The sequence below is a fragment of the Paracoccus sp. L-17 genome (assembly GCF_056857655.1).
This window is the reverse complement of sequence record NZ_JBSXNM010000035.1, coordinates 40,267-63,664: the sequence shown is the minus strand read 5'-3', so window position 1 is coordinate 63,664 and position 23,398 is coordinate 40,267. Positions and strand designations below refer to the sequence as shown.

At 67.0% G+C, this 23,398-nt stretch carries 21 protein-coding genes; 12 read left to right on the top strand and 9 right to left on the bottom strand.

Features of this window, described 5'->3' with window-relative positions; genetic code table 11:
* The first annotated feature begins 171 nt into the window (after window positions 1-171).
* The 7 genes from dusB to AC13CR_RS08085 all read left to right on the top strand — a co-directional run bounded on the left by dusB (window position 172) and on the right by AC13CR_RS08085 (window position 11,158).
* Entirely contained in the window at window positions 172-1,203 is a 1,032-nt protein-coding gene (gene dusB / locus AC13CR_RS08115) for a tRNA dihydrouridine synthase DusB (protein WP_292955833.1), read from the top strand.
* Window positions 1,200-2,318 (top strand): two-component system sensor histidine kinase NtrB, encoded by a 1,119-nt coding sequence (locus AC13CR_RS08110; protein WP_292955830.1) that lies wholly within the window; start codon window positions 1,200-1,202, stop codon window positions 2,316-2,318. The genes dusB and AC13CR_RS08110 overlap by 4 nt, the downstream gene beginning before the upstream one ends.
* Window positions 2,319-2,329: 11 nt before the next feature.
* Window positions 2,330-3,784 (top strand): response regulator, encoded by a 1,455-nt coding sequence (locus AC13CR_RS08105; RefSeq protein ID WP_292955827.1) that lies wholly within the window; start codon window positions 2,330-2,332, stop codon window positions 3,782-3,784.
* A gap of 73 nt (window positions 3,785-3,857) precedes the next feature.
* Window positions 3,858-6,134, top strand: a complete 2,277-nt coding sequence (locus AC13CR_RS08100; RefSeq protein ID WP_292955824.1) for a sensor histidine kinase NtrY-like — start codon at window positions 3,858-3,860, stop codon at window positions 6,132-6,134.
* Entirely contained in the window at window positions 6,131-7,522 is a 1,392-nt protein-coding gene (gene ntrX / locus AC13CR_RS08095; protein WP_292955821.1) for a nitrogen assimilation response regulator NtrX, read from the top strand. Before AC13CR_RS08100 ends, ntrX begins: the two co-directional genes overlap by 4 nt.
* A 618-nt stretch (window positions 7,523-8,140) precedes the next feature.
* Entirely contained in the window at window positions 8,141-9,517 is a 1,377-nt protein-coding gene (trkA, locus tag AC13CR_RS08090) for a Trk system potassium transporter TrkA (protein WP_292955818.1), read from the top strand.
* A gap of 12 nt (window positions 9,518-9,529) precedes the next feature.
* Complete coding sequence (locus AC13CR_RS08085) at window positions 9,530-11,158, top strand: TrkH family potassium uptake protein (RefSeq protein WP_292955815.1); 1,629 nt, start codon at window positions 9,530-9,532, stop codon at window positions 11,156-11,158.
* 75 nt (window positions 11,159-11,233) lie between these two features.
* Here AC13CR_RS08085 and hisG read toward each other — a convergent pair whose 3' ends face one another.
* Genes hisG through hisS form a run of 3 tightly spaced genes read right to left on the bottom strand, consistent with a single transcriptional unit; the run spans window position 11,234 to window position 14,474 of the window.
* Entirely contained in the window at window positions 11,234-11,941 is a 708-nt protein-coding gene (gene hisG, locus AC13CR_RS08080) for an ATP phosphoribosyltransferase (protein WP_292955812.1), read from the bottom strand.
* The gene (locus AC13CR_RS08075; RefSeq protein WP_414692166.1) at window positions 11,938-12,993 is read right to left on the bottom strand and encodes an ATP phosphoribosyltransferase regulatory subunit; all 1,056 of its coding nucleotides are present in this window, start codon (window positions 12,991-12,993) and stop codon (window positions 11,938-11,940) included. The genes hisG and AC13CR_RS08075 overlap by 4 nt, the downstream gene beginning before the upstream one ends.
* A complete protein-coding gene (gene hisS / locus AC13CR_RS08070; RefSeq protein WP_292955806.1) occupies window positions 12,993-14,474 on the bottom strand; it encodes a histidine--tRNA ligase in 1,482 nt (493 codons plus the stop codon). Before hisS ends, AC13CR_RS08075 begins: the two co-directional genes overlap by 1 nt.
* A 53-nt stretch (window positions 14,475-14,527) precedes the next feature.
* On the opposite strand from hisS, the gene AC13CR_RS08065 reads away from it, so the two are divergent.
* A complete protein-coding gene (locus tag AC13CR_RS08065) occupies window positions 14,528-14,746 on the top strand; it encodes a SlyX family protein (protein WP_292955803.1) in 219 nt (72 codons plus the stop codon).
* A gap of 67 nt (window positions 14,747-14,813) precedes the next feature.
* On the opposite strand, the gene AC13CR_RS08060 is transcribed toward AC13CR_RS08065, so the two are convergent.
* Window positions 14,814-15,626, bottom strand: a complete 813-nt coding sequence (locus tag AC13CR_RS08060; protein ID WP_292978575.1) for a cyclase family protein — start codon at window positions 15,624-15,626, stop codon at window positions 14,814-14,816.
* A 137-nt stretch (window positions 15,627-15,763) separates the two neighbouring features.
* On the opposite strand from AC13CR_RS08060, the gene AC13CR_RS08055 reads away from it, so the two are divergent.
* The 3 genes from AC13CR_RS08055 (at window position 15,764) to AC13CR_RS08045 (ending at window position 18,049) form a co-directional block, all read left to right on the top strand.
* The gene (locus AC13CR_RS08055) at window positions 15,764-17,056 is read left to right on the top strand and encodes an adenylosuccinate synthase (RefSeq protein ID WP_292955797.1); all 1,293 of its coding nucleotides are present in this window, start codon (window positions 15,764-15,766) and stop codon (window positions 17,054-17,056) included.
* A gap of 118 nt (window positions 17,057-17,174) precedes the next feature.
* Complete coding sequence (locus AC13CR_RS08050; protein WP_292955794.1) at window positions 17,175-17,387, top strand: DUF2842 domain-containing protein; 213 nt, start codon at window positions 17,175-17,177, stop codon at window positions 17,385-17,387.
* The gene (locus tag AC13CR_RS08045) at window positions 17,384-18,049 is read left to right on the top strand and encodes a thiamine diphosphokinase (protein ID WP_292955791.1); all 666 of its coding nucleotides are present in this window, start codon (window positions 17,384-17,386) and stop codon (window positions 18,047-18,049) included. Before AC13CR_RS08050 ends, AC13CR_RS08045 begins: the two co-directional genes overlap by 4 nt.
* An 85-nt stretch (window positions 18,050-18,134) precedes the next feature.
* On the opposite strand, the gene AC13CR_RS08040 is transcribed toward AC13CR_RS08045, so the two are convergent.
* The 4 genes from AC13CR_RS08040 to AC13CR_RS08025 form a co-directional block, all read right to left on the bottom strand.
* The gene (locus AC13CR_RS08040; protein WP_292955788.1) at window positions 18,135-19,538 is read right to left on the bottom strand and encodes an amidase; all 1,404 of its coding nucleotides are present in this window, start codon (window positions 19,536-19,538) and stop codon (window positions 18,135-18,137) included.
* A gap of 16 nt (window positions 19,539-19,554) precedes the next feature.
* Entirely contained in the window at window positions 19,555-20,580 is a 1,026-nt protein-coding gene (locus AC13CR_RS08035; protein WP_293015146.1) for a hypothetical protein, read from the bottom strand.
* A 122-nt stretch (window positions 20,581-20,702) separates the two neighbouring features.
* A complete protein-coding gene (gene rpoH / locus AC13CR_RS08030) occupies window positions 20,703-21,611 on the bottom strand; it encodes an RNA polymerase sigma factor RpoH (protein WP_292955782.1) in 909 nt (302 codons plus the stop codon).
* A gap of 149 nt (window positions 21,612-21,760) precedes the next feature.
* Window positions 21,761-22,786 carry an RluA family pseudouridine synthase gene (locus tag AC13CR_RS08025; protein WP_292955779.1) on the bottom strand — a complete coding sequence of 342 codons (1,026 nt, stop codon included), beginning with the start codon at window positions 22,784-22,786 and terminating at the stop codon, window positions 21,761-21,763.
* Between AC13CR_RS08025 and AC13CR_RS08020 the strand changes: the two genes are divergently transcribed.
* Window positions 22,785-23,090, top strand: a complete 306-nt coding sequence (locus AC13CR_RS08020; RefSeq protein WP_292955776.1) for a DUF6476 family protein — start codon at window positions 22,785-22,787, stop codon at window positions 23,088-23,090. The genes AC13CR_RS08025 and AC13CR_RS08020 overlap by 2 nt on opposite strands.
* On the opposite strand, the gene AC13CR_RS08015 is transcribed toward AC13CR_RS08020, so the two are convergent.
* Window positions 23,081-23,329, bottom strand: coding sequence for an accessory factor UbiK family protein (locus tag AC13CR_RS08015; protein ID WP_292955773.1), 249 nt, complete (start codon window positions 23,327-23,329; stop codon window positions 23,081-23,083). The two genes, AC13CR_RS08020 and AC13CR_RS08015, sit on opposite strands and share 10 nt — an antisense overlap.
* Window positions 23,330-23,398: the final 69 nt, after the last annotated feature.

Below are 23,398 nucleotides of genomic sequence, written 5' to 3'. Positions count from 1 at the left end.
GGATGCGACCCGCAGGGCCCCCGCTTGCGACACCAGCGGTCGCCTGGACCTGCCTTCTAAACGGGCGGAATGCGTATTATGAAGGCAGTTGCGCCGGTGTCGTCTCGGGCGCAAGTGATCATCGCCGCAGCATCCTTGCGACTGCCCCAAGCAAGGTGAAGGAACAACAGAATGCAGCAGCCCGAACCGATCCGCCTTGGCGACACGCGACTGGGACCGCCGGTGTTTCTTGCGCCCATGGCGGGAATCACCGATCTGCCCTTTCGCCGGGCGGTGGCGCGACACGGCGCCGGGCTGATGGTCAGCGAAATGGTCGCCTCGACCGAGATGGTGACACCCCGCCCCTCGACCCGCGCCGCCATCCGCGCCAAGGCGCTGACCGAAGGCGCGCTGCCCGTCAGCGTCCAGATCGCCGGCCGCGAGGCAGGCCCCATGGCCGAGACCGCGCGCATCGTCGAGGGAATGGGCGCGGCCATCATCGACATCAACATGGGCTGCCCGGCCAAGAAGGTGACCGGCGGGCTTTCGGGCGCGGCGCTGATGCGCGATCCGGATCATGCGCTGACCCTGATCGAAGCGGTGGTGCGCGCGGTGTCGGTGCCGGTAACGCTGAAGATGCGGCTGGGCTGGGACGAGGATTGCCTGAATGCGGCCGAATTGTCGCGTCGCGCATCCGATGCGGGGGTCCGGATGCTGACCGTTCACGGCCGGACGCGGACGCAGTTCTACAAGGGCCGCGCGGATTGGGCGCGAATCCGCGCCGTGGCCGACATCGCGGGCCGCCCGCCACTGGTCGCCAATGGCGATGTGGTGGATGCGGCCAGCGCGCGGGCGGCGCTGGCGGCCTCGGGGGCCGAGGCGGTGATGGTCGGTCGCGGGGCGCAGGGCGCGCCCTGGCGGCTGGCGCGGATCGCGCACGAGCTTTGGGGCACGCCCGCGCCGCAAATCCCGCAAGGCCCGGCCCTGGCCGACGCGGTCGAACATCATTATCACGATATCCTGGACTTCTACGGGGCCGAGCTGGGTCTGCGCGTCGCGCGCAAGCATCTGGGCTGGTATGCCGAGGCCGCAAGTGCACCGCTGCGGGCCGAGATGCTGCGCGCAGACAGCCCGGCCGCCGCCACGGCGCTGATCCGCCGCGCCTTTGCCGAGGCCGTGCCCGACGGCGGATCCGCGTCCTTTCGCGGGGACCGCGCCGCATGACCAGCCCGCGCCCGGCCGATTTCCGCGAGGCCGCGCCGGGGCCGGGATGGATGGTCATGCCTCTGCCGGCGCTGATCCTGGACGCCAAGGGCCGGGTGGCGGCAATGAACGATTCGGCCGAGATCTGGCTCAACGTCTCGCGCAATTCGACCATCGGCAAGGCGCTGGAGGGTGAATCGATGGGCAAGCGGGTGCGCATCCGCCCCTCGCTCAGGGCGCTGATCGGTCGGGTGCTGCGGGGCGACGAGGCGCTGTATCACGCCGATGTGCTGTTCGAGATCGGCGATCGTGCGGGTGGGCATCAGGATCGCCGCGCCGCCGTCCATGCCGCGCCGGCGGGCGAGGCCGGCGGCGCCGTCATGCTGCTGCTTGTGCCGCTGGACGACCATGGAATGCAGTATCAGAACCGCGCCGTGCGCACCGCCGCACGCAGCGCCATCGGCATGTCCGAGATGCTGGCCCACGAGATCAAGAATCCGCTGGCAGGCATCCGGGGCGCGGCGCAGATCATGGGCATGAACGCCTCGGCCGAGGATCGCGAGATGGCCGAGATGATCGTCAGCGAGACCCGCCGCATCGCGGCCCTGCTGGAACAGGTGGAACGGTTCGGCGATACCTCGCCGCCCGAACTGCGGCCGGTCAACATCCACGACGTGCTGGAAAAGGTGCGCCGCTCGGCCCAGGTGGGCTTTGGCAGGCGGGTACAGATCGTGGCCGATTACGACCCGTCGCTGCCGCCCGCCCTGGCCGATCCCGACCAGCTGACGCAGGTCTGTCTGAACCTCGTCAAGAACGCGGCCGAGGCGTTGAAAGGCACCGAATTGCCGGTGATAAGGCTGCACAGCCATTATGACCATATTTTGCGCCTGCCACCCGATGAAGCCGACCCGACGGGTCGGCCGCTGCCCCTGCAGATCGCGATCGAGGATAACGGACCCGGACTGCCCTTGGCGATCGCCGATCAGATCTTCGAGCCTTTCGTCTCGGGCCGCGAGAACGGCACCGGACTTGGCCTGGCGCTGGTCAGCAAGATCATCACCGACCACGGCGCGCTGATCCGCGTGGACAGCCGCCCCGGCCGCACCGTATTCCGCATCTCGCTTCCCAAGGCATAAGGACCGACGCCATGGACGGAACCGTTCTGATCGCCGACGACGACCGCACCATCCGCACGGTGCTGACCCAGGCGCTGACCCGCGCGGGCTGCCGGGTTCACGCGACCGGCAGCCTGGCGCAATTGTCGAAATGGGTCGAGGAGGGGCGCGGCGATCTGGTCATCACCGACGTGATGATGCCCGATGGCAACGGCATCGACCGCATCCCCGCCATCCGGCAGGCGCGGCCCGATCTGCCGGTGATCGTGATCTCGGCCCAGAACACCATCGTCACCGCGATCCGTGCGACCGAGGCCGAGGCGTTCGAATATCTGCCCAAGCCCTTCGATCTGCCCGACCTGATGAGCAAGGCGAACCTTGCCCTGTCACGCCGCCCGCGCAAATCGGAACCCGCACCCGAACCTGACCCCGCGCCGCGCCAGGGCGCCGATCCGGCGATGCCGCTGATCGGTCATGCGCCCGCCATGCAAAACCTGTTCCGCATGGTCGCGCGCATCCTGAACGCCGATCTGCCGGTCCTGATCGCGGGCGAGCCGGGCGTCGGCAAGACCACCATCGCGCGGTCCTTTCACGACCTGTCGGACCGGCGCGGCCGGGGGCTGGCGGTGCTGACCTCGGCCGATGCCGGACCAGAGGCGATTGGCCGCGCCTCCGAGAAGGCGCGCGGAGGCTCGATCGTGATCGAGAACCCGGCAGGCTTCGATCAGGGCGCGCAGGCCCGTCTGATCGGGCTGATCGAGGCGATGGAAACCGGCCCCGATCGGGCGCAGGCTCCGCGCATCGTGGCCACGACCGGCCCTGATCCGCAGACCGATGTGGCATCGGGACGACTGCGATCGGATCTCTATTACCGGCTTGCCGGCGTCACCGTCTCGGTGCCTCCGCTGCGCGCACGGGTCGATGACATCCTGCCGCTGGCCGCGCATCTGCTGGCACGCGCCGCGGCCCAGGGCCTGCCCGAACGCAGCCTTTCCGACGAGGCGGCGGCGGCCCTGCGCGCCCATCCCTTCCCCGGCAATGTCCGCGAGCTGGAAAACATGATGCGCAGGCTGGCCCTGATCGCCGCCGGCCCGGTCGTCACCGCCGTCGAAATGCGCGAGGCGCTGAACCAGCAGGGGGGCGGCGCAGGCATGGCCTCTGTCGCGACCGAAACCGCCGCGCTCCGCGACGGCGCGCCGGGCACTGCCGCCGCGGTTCCGCTGCCGCCGGGCAATGCGCGGCTGTCGGATTCGGTCGAGGCGCATCTGCAACGCTATTTCGATCTGCACGGCGACGCGCTGCCGCCGCCGGGTCTGTATGACCGCATCCTGCGCGAGATCGAGCGTCCGTTGCTTCAGGTCGCGCTGGATGCGACGGGGGGAAATCAGCTGAGATGCGCCGATCTTCTGGGCATCAACCGCAATACGCTGCGCAAGAAGCTGACCGAGTTGAATATCGAGGTGACACGGCGCCGCAAACTGATGTAAAACCGCCACAGGGTGCCGCGCCGCAGTTACGGCCCGGCAACAGCAAAGCCGCGAGAGACGGCGAGTGGGGGTTATGGCAGGGTCCGCATCAGGGCTGAGCTGGGACAGGTTGGCGCGCATCCGCTTGCCGCGGCAATGGCGTGGTTTCCTGACCTGGTCCGTTCTCGGGCTGGGCGCGGTGCTGGCCGTGGCAACGATGACCGTGCTTGGTCCATTCAGCCAGGGCGCGGCCAGCCGGATGCTGCGGCTGATCCTGCTGCTGGATCTTGTTTATCTGATCGTTCTTCTGGGTCTTGTCGTGCTGCGCATGGCACGGCTGATCGCGGCCAGGCGGGCTTCGGCGGCAGGATCCCGTCTTCATGCACGGCTGGTGGCGATCTTCGCGGGTCTGGCGCTGGTGCCGACGGTGCTGGTCGCGCTGTTCGCGGGTTTTCTGGTCAATATCGGTCTCGAGGGCTGGTTCTCGGGGCGGGTGCAGCAGGTGGTGACGACCTCGCAGGCCGCGGCCGAGGCCTATCAGGAAGAACATCGTCGCGATCTGACCGAGGACGCGCGCGCGCTGGCCGGGGTGCTGACGCAGGCCGGACGTGTCAATCCGATGATCGAGGATGCCGAGATGCGGCAATTGCTGGTCCAGGGCCAGGCCCTGATCCAGCGCGGGCTGCGCGAGGCCTATATCATCAACGGCGCGGGCGAGATCCGCGCGCGCGGCGAACGCAGCTATCTGTTCTGGTACGAACAGCCGACGGCGGAGGATCTGGATCGCGCGCAGCGCGACGGGCTGGTGCTGCTGGAGGACTGGAAGAACAACGAATTCCGCGCGCTGGTGGCGCTGCCGCCGCTGGTTGACCGCTATCTCTATGTCACGCGGGACGTGGACGGCAACCTTCTGGGATTGCTTGACGATACCCGCGCGACGGTGGGCGATTACCGCCAACTGGAACAGACGCGCGGGCAGGTTCTGTTCGAATTCTCGCTGGTCTATCTGGGCTTCGCGCTGCTGCTGGTCGCGGCCGCGATCTGGATGGGGCTGTGGTTCGCCAGCCGCCTGTCGCGGCCCATCGGCGCGCTGGCCCTGGCCAGCGAACGGGTCGGGCGCGGCGATCTGGACGTCCAGGTGCCCGAGCCCGATACCGGCGACGAGATCCAGACCCTGGGCGAAAGCTTCAACCGCATGACCCGGCAATTGAAGGCGCAGCGGCAGGAACTGGTGGACAGCTATCGGGCCAGCGACGATCAGCGTCGGCTTTTCGACAATGTGCTGACTTCGGTCACTTCCGGGGTGATCGGACTGGACGCGGCGGGCGAGATCGATTTCGTCAACCGCTCGGCCACGCGGTTGCTGGGGCTGGATCCCGGCGGCGACATCGACGCGCTCTTGTCCGAGGCGGTGCCGGAATTCGCGCCGCTGTTCGACCGGTTGTCGGCATCGGTGGCCGAGGCCGTGCAGGACGAGGTCCGGCTGGCGCGCGAGGGGCGCATCGAAAGCCTGCTGGTCCGCATGGCGGTGCGGCGCGGAGCCGACGGCAATCTGGAAGGCTATGTCGTGGCCTTCGATGACGTGACTGAACTGGTCAGCGCGCAGCGCATGGCCGCCTGGGGTGACGTGGCCCGGCGCGTGGCCCACGAGATCAAGAACCCGCTGACCCCGATCCAGCTTTCGGCCGAACGCCTGCGGCGCAAGTTCACACCGCTCGCGGCCCCCGAGGACAAGGCCGCGCTGGATCAGTATGTCGAGGTGATCATCCGCCAGACCAGCGATCTGCGCCGGATCGTGGACGAATTCAGCCGCTTCGCGCGGATGCCCGAACCAGACCGGGCGGAGACGGATCTGGCGGCGCTTCTGCGCGAGGTCGTGCTGCTGCAGCAGGACGCGCTTGGCGGCGCACTGGAGGTCAGCATCCCCGATCAGCCGGTGGTCGTGGATTGCGATCCCGGAATGTTGCGTCAGGCGCTGACGAATCTTCTGAAGAATGCCGGCGAGGCGGTCGAGGAACGCGCAACGACCGCGCCCCGGGGCTGGACCGCGCATATCGCGGTCACCTTGCGCGCCGATGCCGACATGGTTGCGATCGCGATCGCCGATAACGGCCCCGGCCTGCCCGCCGATCGGTCGCGCCTGTTCGAACCCTATGTGACGCTGAAGGCGCAGGGAACCGGGCTTGGCCTGCCCATCGTGAAGAAGATCGTCGAGGAACATGGCGGCAGCCTGTCGCTGACGGATGCGCCCGATCATCCGGGCGCGGTTGCCGAAATCCGGCTGCCGCGCGAACGGCACCCGGTTCGCGGCACGGGGCGCAAGGGCCGCGACAAGGAAACCAGAGAAACTGACGAGGCGGGAACGATATGAGCGACATTCTGATCGTCGACGACGAACGCGACATTCGCGAACTGATCGCGGACATCCTGAGGGACGAGGGCTTCGAGACACGTCTCGCGGCAAATTCAGACGAGGCCGTCGGCGCGCTGAACGCCGCCGAACCCGCGCTGATGATCCTCGATATCTGGCTCAAGGACAGCCGGATGGACGGGATCGACATCCTGAAACAGGTCCGGCGCAACAACCCGGACGTGCCGGTCATCATCATCTCGGGACACGGCAATATCGAGATCGCGGTGGCCGCGATCCGGCAGGGCGCCTATGATTTCATCGAGAAGCCGTTCAACATCGACCAGTTGATGGTGGTCATCAACCGGGCCATGGAAACCAGCCGCCTCCGGCGCGAGAACAGCAGCCTGCGCCGGGGCGGCGACCGGACCGCCGAGATGCTGGGCCAATCCGCGTCCTTCAAACGTCTGCGCGACAATCTGGACAAGGTCGCCAGATCGAACGGACGGGTGATGCTGTCGGGCGAGCCGGGAACGGGCAAGGAAATCTCGGCCCGCTATATCCATGCCCACAGTCCGCGCGCCAATGCGGCCTTCATCACCGTTCCTTGCGCCACGATCGAACCAGACCGGATGGAAGAGGTTCTGTTCGGCCGCGAAACGCCCGACCGCGGGATCGAGCCGGGCCTTCTGGAACAGGCCCATGGCGGGGTGATCTATTTCGACGAGGTCGGCGACATGCCGCTGGGCACCCAGTCCAAGATCTTGCGGGTGCTGACGGAACAGCAATTCGCGCGGTCTGGCGGGTCCGACAAGGTGCGGGTCGACCTGCGGGTGATTTCCTCGACCAACCGCGATCTGCCTGTCGAGATCGAGGCCGGCCGCTTTCGGCAAGAGCTTTACGACAGGCTGAACGTGGTGCCGGTCGCGGTGCCGTCGCTGGCCGAACGACGCGACGACATCGCGCTGCTGGCCCGTGCCTTCATCGAACAATGCCACAAGACGCAGGGCCTGACCCCGCGCGATCTGCCCGAGGATACGGTCGCGGCGCTGCAATCGATGCGATGGCCGGGCAATATCCGCCAGTTGCGCAACGTCATCGAACGGGTTCTGATCCTTGCCGAGGGCAGCGGTCCGATCCAGCCCTCGGAACTGGAGCCGCAGGGGGCTACGCCCGACAACAGCGACGCGCTGAGCCTTGGTCCGCAGATCACCGCCATGCCGCTGCGCGAGGCGCGCGAGATGTTTGAACGGGAATATCTTCTGGCCCAGATCAACCGCTTTGGCGGCAATATCAGCCGCACCGCGCAATTCGTGGGAATGGAGCGCAGCGCCCTGCACCGCAAGCTGAAATCGCTGGGCGTGGTCGGCGGAATGCGCGCCGAGGACGAGGTCATGACGGGCAAATAGGTGCCGCGGTCAAGCGCGAGAAACGGCGCGGGCCTGACGGGCCTTTGCGGGCTGTTCTGCGAGAAGGGAAAGAACGACGACAGGAAACGCGGTCGATGGCACGCTGCCAAACATCGCCATCGACCGCGCCCAAGTCAGCCCGACGGGAAATGGCGTTCTGGGGAAGCAAACATGATGCGGCGCGATGTCCGTCCCAGGGAGCAGACGAAACCGTGGTCGGACAAGGTTGGCATTCTCCATCTCCTTATCGATGTCGGGCGGCTCGGTCCGGAACGCCGTTTCGGCGTTCGGCAACACGATCCGCTTCGTCGCCTGCCCCCGGCAAGGGGTCGGCTGTCAGCGGCCGGGTGCCTGCGCTGAAGCGGCTGAATTCGCCGCCGGATCGTCCCGAGGTCAGCATCTTTGCAACGCGGCCCACGTTGCAGGTTCTCAGACAAGTCATGGTTAATGCAGCAGAGAGGCCAAGACAAGAAAGACTCGACATTTTGGCAACTTTTGGTTGCATTTTGCAGACCCTGCAAGCCCACGCCACGCCCGGCGGCGAAGGGAAGGTTGCACCGCGCCTGCGGCGGGCTTAGGCAGGTGTGCGGCGCTTTTGCGACGGCTTGAGGAACGGGCATGAAGATCATCATCTGCGGGGCAGGGCAGGTCGGCTGGCAGATCGCGCGGCATCTTTCCGGCGAACGCAACGATGTCACCGTGATCGACAATAACGGCGAACTGATCCGGCGCGCGACCGATGCGCTGGATGTCCAGGGCGTCACCGGATTTGCCAGCCATCCCGACGTGCTGGATCGCGCCGGCGCGCGCGACGCCGACCTGATCATCGCCGCGACCCATTCGGACGAGGTGAACATGGTCACCTGCCAGGTCGCCCATTCGGTCTTTCAGGTTCCGCGCAAGATCGCCCGGCTGCGTTCGGGTGCCTATCTGGATGCGATCTATTCCGATCTCTACCGCACCGATCATCTGCCCATTGATGTCGTCATCAGCCCCGAACGCGAGGTCGCCAAGGCCGCGCTGCAACGGTTGTCGGCGCCCTCGACCTTCGATGTCGAGACCTTCATGAGCGGCAAGATCCAGCTTCTGGGCATTGTCCTGGAAGAGGATTGTCCGGCGCTGAACACGCCTTTGCGCCAGTTGAACGAGATCTTTTCCAGCCTGCGCGCCATCGTCACCGGGGTCCGCCGGGGCGGGCGGCTGTTCACGCCGGATCCGGGCGACCAGCTTTTCGCGGGCGATCAGGTCTATATCTTCAGCCATTTCGAGGATGTCGCGCGGACGCTGGAAATCTTCGGAAAGCCGCCACAGAAGCAGGAAAGGGTCGCCATCATCGGCGCGGGCAATGTCGGGCTTGCCGTGGCCCGGACGCTTGAGGCGCGGCCGGGCCGGATCCGCGCCAAGCTGATCGAACATGACCGCGCACGGGCCGAATACGCTGCCGACCGGCTGGAACGGACCATCGTGCTGAACGGCGACGGGCTGTCGGCGGAATTGCTGGAAGAGGCGTCGGTGCCCGTGGCCGACGCGGTTCTGGCGGTGACCGATGACGACAAGACCAACATCCTGGCGGCCGTCCGGGCCAAGCAGGCCGGCGCGAAGATGGTGATATCGCTGATCAACGACCCGACGCTGGTGTCCCTGATGGGCGCGCTGGACATCGACGCCTATATCAATCCCCGCGCGACCACCGTCTCGACCATCTTGCGCCATATTCGCCACGGCCGGGTGCGCGACATCTATTCCATCGGCGATGCCGAGGCCGAGGTGATGGAGGCGCAGGTTTTGTCCACAAGCCCGATGTCCGGCCGCGCCATCCGCGATATCGACTTTCCCGAGGGCGCGCTGATCGGCGCGGTGCAGAAGGGCGACCGGATCCTGAAGCCGTCCCCGGACACCCGCATCGAAGAAGGCGACATCGTGCTGATCTTCGCCCTGACCCATGACGTGCCCGAGGTCGAGCGCCTGTTGCAGGTCTCGATCGACTTCTTCTGAGGCGCGAGGCGAATGAACCTGATCCTGCGTCTGCCGCTGCTGATCCTGCTATCCGTCCTGTCGGGGCTGGCGATGCTGGTTCCGGCCATCTATGCCTCGGTCATCAATCAGGACGCGATCGCGCGCAACTTTCTCTACGCGGCGCTTCTGGTCCTGATCGTGACCGGGATGATCGCGCTGGCCACATCGGCCAACCGCCGCAGGCCGCGTTCGCGCGACACGCTGCTGTCGATGCTGGCGGTGATGGGACTGATGCCGCTGATCCTGGCCATCCCCCTGGCCGAAAGCCTGCCCGATACCGGTCTGTTCAATGCCTGGTGGGAGATGGTGTCGGCGCTGACCACGACCGGCGCCTCGCTTTATTCCGCCGATCTTCTGCCGATGCCGCTGCATCTGTGGCGGGCGATGGTCGGCTGGATGGGCGGCTTCTTCATGCTGGTCGCCGCCATCGCCATTCTGGCACCGCTGCGGGTCGGCGGGTTCGAGATCATGTCCACGCCCTATGGCCGCAGCGAGGATTTCGAACAGCTGCCCCGATCGTCGGATCCGCGCGTGCGGCAACCGCATCTGTCCTCGCCGATCTTCCACACGGAACTGGCCGATCCTGCCTACCGGCTGGTCCGCGCCGCGATGCAGGTCTTTCCTGTCTATGCCGGCCTGACACTGGCCCTTTGGATGATCCTGCTGCTGCTGGGCGACAGCTCGATCCTGGCGCTGACGCGCGCGATGGGCACGCTGTCGACCAGCGGGATCACCCCGGTCATCGGTCCCTCCGGCGAACGTTCGGGCATCGCCGGCGAGATGGCGGTGTTCCTGTTCCTGATCCCCGCCCTGTCGCGGCGCTTCTGGCCGGGGGGCGGCGAATTGCGCGCCACCCGCCGGCTGATCGAGGATCCCGAGCTGAAGATGGCGGTGGGCCTGATCGCGCTGGTCGCGGCGGCCCTGTTTCTGCGCCATTTCATCGGCGCGATCGAGGCCGGTGTGGGCAACGACCCGGCGCTGCCCAGCCTGATTGATCTGCGCAACGGGCTGGCCGCCTTCTGGGGCGGCATGTTCAACGCGCTCAGCTACCTGACCACGACCGGCTGGAATTCGGTCGACTGGCAGGGATCGCGGGCCTGGTCGGGCCTGTCCTCGCCGGGCCTGATCCTTGCCGGGCTGGCGCTGATGGGGGGTGGCGTCGCGACGACGGCGGGCGGGGTCAAGCTGTTGCGCGTCTATTCACTGGCCCGCCACGGCGAACGGGAACTGGAACGCATCATCCATCCCTCATCGGTTTCGGGCGGCGGGCGGATCGCGCGTCGGCTACGGCGCGAAGGCGCCTATCTGGCGTTCATCTTCTTCATGCTCTTTGCCAGTTCCATCGCGGTGACGGTCGCGCTTGTCTCGATCCAGCAGATCGAGTTCGAGACCGCGACGATCCTGTCGATCGCGGCGCTGACCAATACCGGGCCACTGGCCGGCGCGATCCCGCTGACGCCCGCCTTCGAGGCCAGCGCCGGCATCGCCTCGGCCCCGTGGGAGGGCTGGTCGGGCCTGCCCGCGATGACCAAGATCGTGCTGGCCTGCGCCATGGTCGTCGGCCGACTGGAAATTCTGGCCATTCTGGCGCTGTTCTCGCCCGAATTCTGGCGGCGCTGAAGCGGGGTGGCGATGCGCGGGATGGCCGGGAAAGAGCGGTTCATCACTCAGCCATGTCGGCCTTGAAGCCCCGCGTCACGGATTGGGGGGCAGGCTGTCGTTCTGCAGGTCCGTACCAAGCTGCGCCAGAAACCCTGCCAGTTCCGGACCCATCGCCGCGCGCGCCGCGAACAGCGTTGCCTGAGAGCGCAGGATCGGTTCCTCGGACAGGATCTTCAGGTTGTTGGCCCGCAACGTCGCCCCGGACGAGGTGATGTCGGCGATGGCCTCGGCGGTCTGGTTGGCAATTGTGCCCTCGGTCGCGCCCTGACTGTCGACAAGCTGGTAGTCGGCCACCTCATGCGCGGCCAGCCATGCCCGGACCAGCCGATGATACTTGGTCGCGACGCGCAGCCTGAAACCATGCGTCGCGCGGAAATCGCGGGCGATCGCGGTCAGATCGTCCAGCGTCTCGCAATCACGCCAGCATTCCGGCACGGCGAGGATCAGGTCGGCATGACCAAAGCCCATCGGCGCGATCTCGATCACCAGATCGCGCCACCCCGCAAGCTTCTCGCGCACCAGATCGGTGCCGGTGACACCCAGATCGATCCGGCCCGCCGCCAGTTCGCGCGGGATTTCGCCGGCCGACAGCAGCACCAGCGACACGCCCTCGGCGCCTTCGACCCGGCCGGTATAGTCACGCTCGGATCCGGTCCGCGCCAGGCCGACCCCGCGGGCGGCGAACCACGAGAATGCCTGTTCCATCAGCCGCCCCTTCGACGGCACGCCCAGCCGGATCATGACGCCTCCATTTCGGCGATGAGGCCGGGGCGGATGATGCCGCCCACGGCCGGAATTTCGCGGCCGCGGCCCAGGATTCTGGTCAGCGCATCATAGCGCCCGCCCGAGGCGACGGCGGGCCAGCCCGGACGGTCCGACAGGAAGCTGAAGGTGAACCCGTCGTAATATTCCAGATTGGCGCGGCCGTGGCTGGGATCGAAAATGATCCCCGCCGGCGCAATCCCTCGCGCCGCGATGGCGGCGAAACGGGCCTCGATGCGCGCGACCGAGGCCGAGATCGCCGGCATGTCCACGGCAAGCGCGCGCAGGGCGGTGATGGCGTCGGGCGCCGATGCACGCAGGGCGAACAACTGTTCCAGCCGCTCGATCCATGATCGCGGCAGGGGGTCCACCCGCATGTCTTGGCGCAACCGGTCGATGCGCGCCTGCATTTCGGCCCGGCTTCGCAGGCCGGACCATACCGCCGGCGGATCGGGAAAATCCCTGTCGGGAACCGGGGCCGAGAACCGCGTCAGCAGGCGCTGGAACCGTCCCGGCCGCCAGATATGGTGCAGCAGCGCCTCGCGCCGTGGCTGCGGCAGGGGCAGGCCACGCACGGCGTCCATCAGCAGCCCCATATCGCCGGTCTCTGCCGTCAGCCCATAGGGCGCGAGCTGCCGATGGAACAACGCGAAGACCTCGGCATCGGCGGTTGGATCGCGGCTGAACATCTCGAACCCGGCCTGCAGATACTCGGCGTCGCGGGGCGCTTTCGGATGATGCTCGCCCATGTCCTGCTTGCGGAATACCTCGCCCAGATAGCAGTAGCGCGCAGGCTCGGCCCCGTTTTCCATATGTGCCTGCACGACCGGGACGGTAAAATCCGGCCGCAGCATCATTTCGCCCCGGATCGGGTCGGTGGTGACATAGGCGCGGGCGCGAATATCCTCGCCGTAAAGATCCAGAAGCGTTTCGGCGGGCAGCAGGATGTCGGGCGCGATCTCGGCCGCACCCGCCTCTCGGAACGCGGCCAGCAGGCGCTGGCCCACGGCCTGCCTGTCACGCTTGGGGATCATCCGAGGATCCGCCGGATTTCGGCAACCAGCCCGTGGCGCGGAACCTCGGTCTGTGCCGGCTGGGATTTCCATTCCTCGTGGCTGGCCTCGGCCGCGATCCTCGCGCCGAGGTTCAGATCCTTGACCTGAACCACGCCGCGCGCGGCCTCGTCAGCGCCCTGGATCACGGCCACGGGAGCGCCGCGCCTGTCGGCGTATTTCAACTGGTTGCCGAAATTCTTCGGATTGCCCAGATAGACCTCGGCCCGGATACCGGCGGCGCGCAGTTCCGATGCCATCGCCTGATAATCGGCCATCCGGTCGCGATCCATCACCGTCACCACGACCGGACCATCCGCTGCGGCGCCCGACAATCCCCTGGCCCTCAATGCCGCCAGCAGCCGGTCCACGCCGATGCTGACCCCGGTCGCGGGCATCTTCTGCCCGGTGAACCGCTCGACCAGCCCGTCATAGCGGCCGCCGCCCGCGACCGATCCGAATCGCCGCTTGCGACCCTTTTCGTCGAGGATCTCGAAGGTCAGTTCGGCCTCGAAGACCGGACCGGTATAATAGCCAAGGCCGCGCACCACCGCAGGGTCGATGACGGCGCGGTCGCCGCCTACACCCATCGCCTCCAGCATCGCGGCGATCTGCGCCAGTTCCTCGACCCCTTCGGCACCGATGGCCGAGCCACCCACGGCGGCGCGCAGATTGTCCAGCGTGGCCTGATTGTTGTCGCCACCGGAGGTCAGAAAGGCCAGCACCGGCGCGGCCTGGGCGTCGGACAATCCGACACCCTCGATAAAGGCGCCGCTGTCATCCTTGCGTCCGGCGGTCAGCAGCGCCAGCACGCCCTCGCGGCCGACCTTGTCGAACTTGTCGATCTGGCGCAGCACGCTTTCGGCCTGTTCGGCGCGGACCTCGGCGGCCTCCAGCACGCCGTTCAGGACCTTTCGGCTGTTGATCCGCACCATGTAGTCGCCGCGCGCGATGCCCACCGCCTCCAGCGCATCGGCCAGCATCACGCAGATCTCGGCATCGGCACCGACCGAGGCGCTGCCCACCGTATCCGCATCGCATTGATAGAACTGCCGGAACCGCCCCGGCCCCGGCTTTTCGTTGCGCCAGACCGGCCCCATCGCATAGCGCCGGTAAGGGGTCGGCAGATCATTGCGGAACTGCGCGGCCACGCGCGCCAGCGGTGCCGTCAGGTCATAGCGCAGGGCCAGCCAGTCACCCGAACCGCCGCCCGGCACCGTCTCTTCCTGCCAGGCAAAGACGCCGGCATTGGGTCGGTCCACATCGGGCAGGAACTTGCCGAGGGCCTCGACCGTCTCGACGGCGCTGGTTTCCAGGGGATCGAAGCCGTGGCGATGGTAGATTTCGGCGATGCGGTCCAGCATCGCCTTGCGCTCGGTCACATCCGCGCCAAAATAGTCGCGAAAGCCCTTTGGCGTCTCGGCCTTGGGGCGCGGCTGTTTTTTCTGATCCTTCGCCATGGTCTTTGCCTTTCGGGGCCAAATCCGTGGCTGCTGTAGCGGAAGGGAGTGACATGGACAAGGATGTGGCGGCCCGGCTGGATGCCCTGGAAGAGGCGCTGGCTCACCAGGCCCGCATGATCGAGGATCTCAGCGAGGTCATCGCGGCCCGGGATGGCGAAATCGCGCGTCTCGGCCGCCGCGTCACTCTGTTGATGCAGGCAGCGGCCGAACGCGAACTGGATGCGGGCGGATCGATCCCGCTGGCCGACCAGCGACCACCGCATTACTGATCCGGCGCTTTCTTCGTTGCGCAAATACCCGGGGGTAAGGCGCGGCACGCGCCGAGGGCGAGGCCCTTCAGACCACTGCGATGATGCGCGCAGGTCCCCCGGTGCCACGCTTGTGGCTGGGCGCGCCGACGAAGATCGTGGCGCCGGCGGCCGGCATCTGGTCCAGCCCCGCAAGGTTCTCGATCCCGTAGCGGCCGCCCGGCAGCCACGAATTGTGAACCGCGAAATCGGCCGAATTGCCGGGATCCAGCGACAGCGTATCGACTCCGATCCCGGCCACGTCCATCCCCGCCAGCATGTCCGTGGCGGCCTTCGAAAAGCCGGGAAAGGCGAAATTTCCGTCGCTGTCGGTGCGATAGGCGGTCTCGGCCAGTTTTGCGGCCCAGCCCGAATGCATGGCCACCACAGCGCCGGCCGGGATCTCGCCATTGGCGGATATCCATGCCTCGATATCCTCGGACTGGACCATGGCATTGGCATCCTCGGACGCCTTCGCCCTCAGGTCCAGCACGCAGAGCGGACAGACAAGGCCGGCGGCCGGCAACTGATCGACCGAGGCGCCATCGGCCGAGAAATGCAGCGGCGCGTCGACATGGGTGCCGGAATGTTCGAAAATCGTCAGCTTCCACAACTGATAGCCGTCGCGATCAAGGATCTTGTCGGGCTCGTAGAGAATTCCGGGCTTGCCGTCGAAGGTCGGAAAATCGCCGTCCCAGGGATGGGTCAGATCGACGACCTTGCCCGATGACTGGGCCAGGGCCGGTCGGGCCGCCGCGGCACCCATGGCAAGGGCCGCCGCCCCCGCGGTCGCGCCCGAAAACAGCGAGCGGCGGGACAGCATGTTCGACTTGACCGATTCGACGATACAGGCGTGACACATGGCGCGGGTCTCCCGGGTGGTTGCGCGTATTATTCCACGGTGCCGCCCCCGCGCCAAAGGAAATCGCCGCTTTTCCCCGGCACGGCCATGCGCTAGACCCTGCGGCGGTGATTTTCGGGCAAGGGAAGGACCGGCTCATGGCCAATGTGGTGGTTGTCGGCGCGCAATGGGGCGACGAGGGCAAGGGCAAGATCGTCGACTGGCTGTCCGAACGGGCCGACGTGATCGCGCGCTTTCAGGGCGGCCACAATGCCGGACACACCCTGGTCATCGGCGAGACGGTGTTCAAGCTGTCGCTTCTGCCCTCGGGCATCGTCCGCGAGGGAAAGCTGGCGGTCATCGGCAACGGCGTCGTGCTGGATCCCTGGGCGCTGTTTGCCGAGATCGACAGGCTGGCCGCGCAGGGCGTCCGCATCGACACAGACAGCCTGATCATCGCCGAGAACACGCCGCTGATCCTGCCGCTGCACCAGGATCTGGACCAGTTGCGCGAGGAGGCGGCCGGCAAGGCGAAGATCGGGACCACCGGCCGCGGGATCGGCCCGGCCTACGAGGACAAGGTGGGCCGCCGCACCATCCGGGTCGCCGATCTGGGCGACGACGAAACGCTGGAGGCGCGGTTGGACAGGCTTCTGGCCCATCACGACGCGCTGCGACAGGGCCTGGGCGCCGAGCCGATCGACCGGGCCGGGTTGAAGGCCAAGCTGCTGGACATCGCCCCCAAGCTGCTGCCCTATGCCGGTCCGGTCTGGAAGGTCATGGCCGAGGCGCGCAAATCCGGCAAGCGGATCCTGTTCGAGGGCGCGCAGGGTTCGCTTCTGGACATCGATTTCGGCACCTATCCCTATGTGACCAGTTCCACCACCGTTTCGGGCATGGCGGCCTCGGGCACCGGGATGGGGCCGGGCGCGATCGATTTCGTCCTGGGCATCGTCAAGGCCTATACGACGCGGGTCGGCGAGGGCCCGTTCCCGACCGAGTTGCACGATTCCGACGGTCAGCGGCTGGGCGAGCGGGGCCACGAATTCGGTACCGTCACCGGGCGCAAGCGGCGCTGCGGCTGGTTCGACGCGGTACTGGTGCGCCAGACCTGCGCGATCAGCGGCATGAACGGCATCGCGCTGACCAAGCTGGACGTGCTGGACGGGTTCGAGACGCTGAGGATCTGCACAGGCTACGAAATCGACGGCCGGCACTATGACTACCTGCCGACGGCGGCGGCCTTGCAGGCAAAGGTGGTGCCGATCTATGAAGAGATGGAGGGATGGGCGGAATCGACGGAGGGCGCGCGAAGCTGGGCCGATCTGCCGGCGGCGGCGGTGAAATATGTCCGCCGGGTCGAAGAACTGATCCGATGTCCGGTTGCGCTGCTGTCGACCAGCCCCGAACGCGACGATACGATTCTCGTGACCGATCCCTTCGCGGATTGAACCGGGGCCCTGCGTCCCGCGACCGCCGGGGGTTTCACACCCCTGGACCCCCGTGGGATACTTGGCGGACCAAAGCAGGCCGAGGGTCGTGTTTTTCGAGAATGGGCAGGAAGCGGGCATGAGATTGAAGACACGCAAGCGTTTGTCGCTGCTGATCCTCGTTCTGGGTCTGCCGGCCTATATCATCGTGGCGGTGATTCTCGTCAACTGGATGGATGATCGCTGGGGCCGGCAGCCGATCTGGATCGAGTTGGCGGTCTATGTCCTGCTGGGAGTGATCTGGATCCTGCCCTTGCGGCGCGTATTCACCGGAATCGGGCGCGAGGAATGATTGCGCCGGTCGTCATCGCGGATCGCGGGGTAACCGTGATCGGCGGCGGCGCGGTGGCGAAACCCGACCTGCTGACCGCGCTGGCCATTGCGCCGACCCTGGTCGCGGCCGATGGCGGCGCGGATCGTGCGCTGGCCCTGGGCCGACGGCCCGACTGGGTCATCGGCGATCTGGATTCGATCAGTTCCGGCGCCGAAAGCATGGTTCCCGCCGATCGCGTCGTGCGCGTGGCCGAACAGGACAGCACCGATTTCGGCAAATGCCTTGGCCGGATCGCGGCGCCTTTCGTCCTTGCCGTGGGCTTTACCGGCCTGCGCGTCGATCACACGCTGGCCGCGCTGTCGCTGATGGCGCGAGCGCCCCGACCGCCGGTGGTGATGCTGTCCCGGGACGATGTGATCTTCCGCGCGCCCTCGCGGACGACGCTGCCCTTGATGCCCGGCACGCGGGTTTCGCTGTTTCCCATGGGACCGGCCCGCGGTGTCAGCACCGGGCTTGAATGGCCAATCGAGGGGATCGAGTTCGACCCCGCCGGCCGCGTCGGCACATCGAACATGGCCACGGGATTGGTAACCCTGCGGATCGAAGGCCGGATGCTGGTCATGCTTCCGCGAAACGCGCTGGCCACGGTGCTGACGGCATTGCGCCTGCCCACCGGCTGAGGCGCCGGCGGGGCTTCGGCCGCCGGCTGCCGCTCCGAAGATCGGAAAGTCGCGATCGTTGAAATCCGCCAGGTCAGGATCGCCGTCAAGGGCGGCGATCGGGCCAGCGGGTTGCCTGGTGCCAGGCCTGGCCCAGTCGCAGGATCGCGGCATCCTTCCCGGTCGCTCCGGCAAGCTGCATCCCCATCGGCAGACCCGAGGCGCCGAAGCCCACCGGCACCGAAAGGCAGGGCAGGCCGGCAAGGCTGACCGGAACGACGATTTCCATCCAGCGGTGATAGGTATCGGCGGGACGGCCGCCCACCTGATGCGGCCAGCACCATTCGACCGGGAAGGGCCAGAACTGCGCCGAGGGCAGGGCGATGACATCCACCTGCTCGAACAGTTTCGCGGCGCGGCGATACCATTGGCTGCGAATCTCGCTGGCGGCATAGACATCGGCGGCACTCAGGGTCAGGCCCTGCTCGATTTCCCAGATCGCCTCCGGCTTCAGAAGTACACGCCTGACCGGATCGTCATGAAGCGCCCGCTTGCTGCCCGCGTTGAGAAAGGCGCGCAGGATCATCCACGAATGCCACAGCTTTTCGGCGGGAAAGGGCGGGTTCAGGGGCACGATCTCGCAGCCCAGATCGGCCAGGACATCCAGTCCGGCGCTGCAGAGCGACACGATCCCGTCCTCGCAGGGATAGGCGCCGCCCCAGTCGCCCAGCCAGCCGATGCGCAGCCGCTCGATGCGGCCGTCAAGCGCGTCGTCGTCGTCGCGCATCTCGCGGCCAAGGGGAACCGCGGGGTGGGGTCCGGCCATGACCGACAGCAATTGCGCCAGATCGCGGGGGCTGCGTCCCATCGGACCCAGCGTCGCCATCGTGGCCATGAAGCCGTCGCCCTGCGGTTCGCCCGGCACCAGCCCCCAGCTAGGGCGGAACCCGTAGACGTTGCAAAAGGCGGCCGGGTTGCGCAGGCTTCCCATCATGTCGGATCCGTCCGCGACCGGCAGCAGCCGCGCGGCCAGCGCCGCCGCCGCGCCGCCCGATGACCCGCCCGCCGTGCGCGCGGGATCGTAGGGGTTGCGCGTGGCGCCGAAGACCTCGTTGAATGTGTGCGAGCCAAGGCCCCATTCGGGCGTATTGGTCTTGCCGATGAAGATCGCCCCGGCCGCGCGCATTCGCGCCACGACCACATCGTCTTCCTGCGGCACGTGATCGGCAAAGATGGGCGAGCCCCAGGTCGTGCGGATGCCCTTGACGGCGGCCAGATCCTTGATCGCGACCGGCATCCCGTGCAGCCAGCCCCTGCGCGGGGCGGTATCGGCCCGGCGGGCCTCGGCCAGCAATTCGTCGCGCGGCCGCAGGCTGACAATGGCGTTGAGACCGGGATTGAGTGCCTCGATCCGGTCCAGATACGCCGTCATGACGGTCTCGGCACGAAGCCTTCCGTCGGCGATGGCCGCAGAGAGATCGGTGGCGTCGAGACTGGTCGGGTCGGTCATCTGATCCTTTCGGGCATCATCCGGCACAGATCTGTTGCAGCGCCAGCCATTGCTGGTCGGTCAGCAGCGGTTTCGGCGGCGTGGCGCTGCGGAAGGGATCACCCTCGATCAGAGGCAGGACCGAGGCTCCGGTCGGGTCGATCGAACGGGCATAGGGCTGGCTTGAGATTCCGACGCGGGCAAACTGGGCCAGCAGCGCCTGATCGTCGCCCCGGCGCGATGCGTGATTTGACAGCAAGGTCGGTCCATAGCCGGTCATCGCCCCCTCGGGCAGGGAACCCAGCGTCATCAGCCGCAGGGCGGTTGTCAATCCGGCATAGCCCAGGGCCTCCTGCCGGGCCTCTTTGTCGGTTTCGACCTGCCGGGCGGCCAGAAGATGACCCGCCGCTGCGTCGGGGCCGGAGGCGCCGACCAGCAGATCGGCCCCCATGACGTAAAGGTCGCCGGGAAGGCGCAGCGCCGTGTTCAATGGTCCCGGCACGACGCGGATCGCCGCCTCGTCGCCAAGCAGTCGTGGCGTCAGCCAGTCCAGCACCGCCTGTCCGGATTGGCGTTTGCAGACCGCGCCGGTGCTGCGTTCGACATCGGCCAGAACCGCCTCGCCGATCTGGCGCGCCTGGGCGGGCGGCGCGATCCGGGCCGCGTGGCGGACAAGCGTATCGGGTAGCCAGAAGACCAGTGCAGCCAGCATCGCCAGAATCGCAACCACGGTCAGCCCGTCGCGCAGACGCCCCGGATGGGCCCGGCGCGAGGCGATGGCGCGGTGCACCCGGGCGATGGCCTCGATCATGACCGGATCCTCGATCTCGACGGTTTCGTCGCGATCGTCGGGGCCGGGGGAAAAGATGGCCGGGCTCTTGCCCGGATTGAGGCGGGTCACCGCGGGCAGCGACCAGTGAGACAGCGGCGTGTCGGATTTCGGATCGGACAGCATCAGCGTCGCGTCGCCGAAAGAGACGACAACCTCGCGCAGCCGGGCGTCCGGCGACTCGCGCCACGAGCCCTGAGCCTCGAGCCGTTGAAATTCGCTGAGCGCGGTCATCCTGTCTGGTCTTCCTGCCTCGCGATGACCATAGCGCGATGGGATTTCAGGTCAATCGGCGCGAAGCGCGGATCGCCGCGCCATGCTTTCCGCCGCAGCGCCAAACCGGCCCGAGGCCGAGGCTATTCGGCCCCTTCCGGCACCCGCATCCCCTTCTCTCGTGCCAGGACCCGCATCCGATCCTGCAACTTCTCGAAGGCGCGAACCTCGATCTGGCGGATCCGCTCGCGGCTGACATCATAGCGGCCGGACAGGTCTTCCAGCGTCATGGGATCGTCGCGCAGGCGACGCTCCATCAGGATGTCCTTCTCGCGATCGTTCAGCACATCCATCGCGGCGATCAGCATCTGCCGGCGGGTGTCCAGTTCCTCGCTTTCGGCATAGGCGTCGGCCTGATTGGCATCCTCGTCCTCTAGCCAGTCCTGCCACTGCGCCGTCGAATCCCCATCGGCCGATCCGACGGTCGCGTTCAGCGAGGCATCGCCACCCGACATGCGCCGGTTCATGTCGATGACCTCCTGTTCGGTCACGTTCAGGTCGGTTGCGATCTGGGCCACGTTCTCGGGGCGCAGATCGCCCTCTTCCAGCGCGCCGATCTTGGATTTGGCCTTGCGCAGGTTGAAAAACAGTTTCTTCTGCGCGCTGGTCGTGCCCATCTTCACCAGCGACCACGAGCGCAGGATATATTCCTGAATCGAGGCGCGGATCCACCACATCGCATAGGTCGCGAGGCGAAAGCCCTTTTCGGGATCAAATCGTTTGACCGCCTGCATCAGCCCGACATTGGCCTCGCTGATCACCTCGGCCTGCGGCAAACCATAGCCGCGATAGCCCATGGCGATCTTGGCGGCCAGCCGCAGGTGACTGGTCACCATCTTGTGGGCGGCCTCGCTGTCCTCATGATCCACCCACGCCTTGGCCAGCATGTATTCTTCTTCGGGTTCCAGCAGCGGAAACTTGCGGATTTCCTGAAGATAGCGGTTCAGACCCTGTTCGGGTGAGGGGGCCGGTAAATTCGCATAAGTCGCCATCGCAAAGGGCCTTTCGCAGAGTCCGGGAAACGCAGGCGGCGCGATTGCGGTTCCGGGCGCCGGGCCGCGCAGCCTGGGAACAGACGAGGTGGTGACACAATCTGTCGGGTATTTCGTGCAATGCAATCTGGGCGCGGTTCACGTTGCCGTCAAGAGGGCGCGCCGCGCAGACGGTCCAGCAATCTTTGCATGTCCTGCGGCAGAGGGCTGTCAAAGGCCAGCGCCTGCTGGCTGACGGGATGGTCAAAGCCCAGATGCGCCGCGTGCAGGGCCTGCCGGGGAAAGGCCTGAACCTCTGCCGCCGCCTCTCCGAGGGACCGGATCGAGGCCCGGCGCGCACCGCCATAGACCGGATCGCCGATCAGCCCCAGCCCGGCATGAGACATATGGACGCGGATCTGGTGCGTGCGGCCGGTCTCCAGCCGGCATTCGACCAGCATCGCCGAGGGAGGCCGGCCAAAGCTTTCGATCATTCTGGCGCGGGTGACGGCATGGCGGCCCTTGTCGAACCAGACCGCTTGCCGCTGCCGGTCGGTTGCATGGCGCGCCAGCCGCGAGGCGATCTTCAGCACGCCGCCATCCTCGAAGGTCAGGCCGGGCGTGCCGCGCAGACGCGGGTCGGCGGCGTCGATCACGCCATGGGCCAGCGCCAGATAGCGGCGCTGCGCCGTATGCGCCTCGAACTGCGCGGCAAGCCCGTGATGGGCGCGGTCGGACTTGGCGACAACCAGCAGCCCCGATGTGTCCTTGTCGATGCGGTGGACGATGCCGGGCCGTCTTTCCCCCCCGATCCCGGACAAGCTGTCGCCGCAATGCGCCAGCAAGGCATTGACCAGGGTGCCCGAGGGGCTGCCCGGCGCGGGATGCACGACCATGCCTGGCGGCTTGTCGATGACGATCAGATCGGCATCCTCGTGAACGATGGTCAAAGGAATGGGTTCCGGCCGCGTCTCGACCGCGGCGATCTGGGGCAGGGCGATGCGGTATTGCTGACCCTCGGCCACCCGCGCCTTGCCGTCGCGGGCAACGCCGCCGGGGCCGCTGACGGCGCCCTCGGCGATCAGGCGCGCCAGACGGGACCGCGACAGAGCAGCGGCCTCTGGCACTGCCAGCGCAAGCGCCTTATCAAGCCGGTCGGGCGGATTGGCCGGGATGGTGATCAGAAGGGTCGACATGGGCAACGATGATAGGCAATGGAGCGACGCTGCGGAAGCGGTTCCGGAACTGCGCTTCCTGAAACGACTGGTCACCGGACTGGCGGTGGTCATGGGCCTGGGCGTGATCGCGCTGGTCGGACTGCTCTGGCTGCGCCTTGGCCAACCCGTGCTGCCGGACCTGCCTGCCACCATCTCGCTGCCCGAGGATGCGCGCGCCGAGGCCGTCACCTTCGCCCGCGACTGGATCGTCGTCGTCACCCAGACGGGCGAGGTGCTGCTCTATGACCGGATGGGCGCGTTGCGCGATCGGGTTCAGCCCTGAACCGTCTTTTCCAGCGCATCCAGGCGCGCCTTCAGCGCGGCGTTCTCGGTCCGTGCCTTGATCGCCATTTCCCGCACGGCATCGAATTCTTCCCGTGTCACGAAGTCGCGATCCGCCAGCCAGCGATCGACCCAGCCCTTCATCGCGGTCTCGGCCTCGGATTTCGCACCCTGGGCCACGCCCATCGCGTTGGTCATCATCTTGGAGATATCGTCGAAGAACTTGTTCTGCGTGGTCATGAATCGCTCCTGCCTTTGCGACCTTATATGGGCGTGGCGGCGCGGGCTTCAACGCCGCGGGGTGCGGCG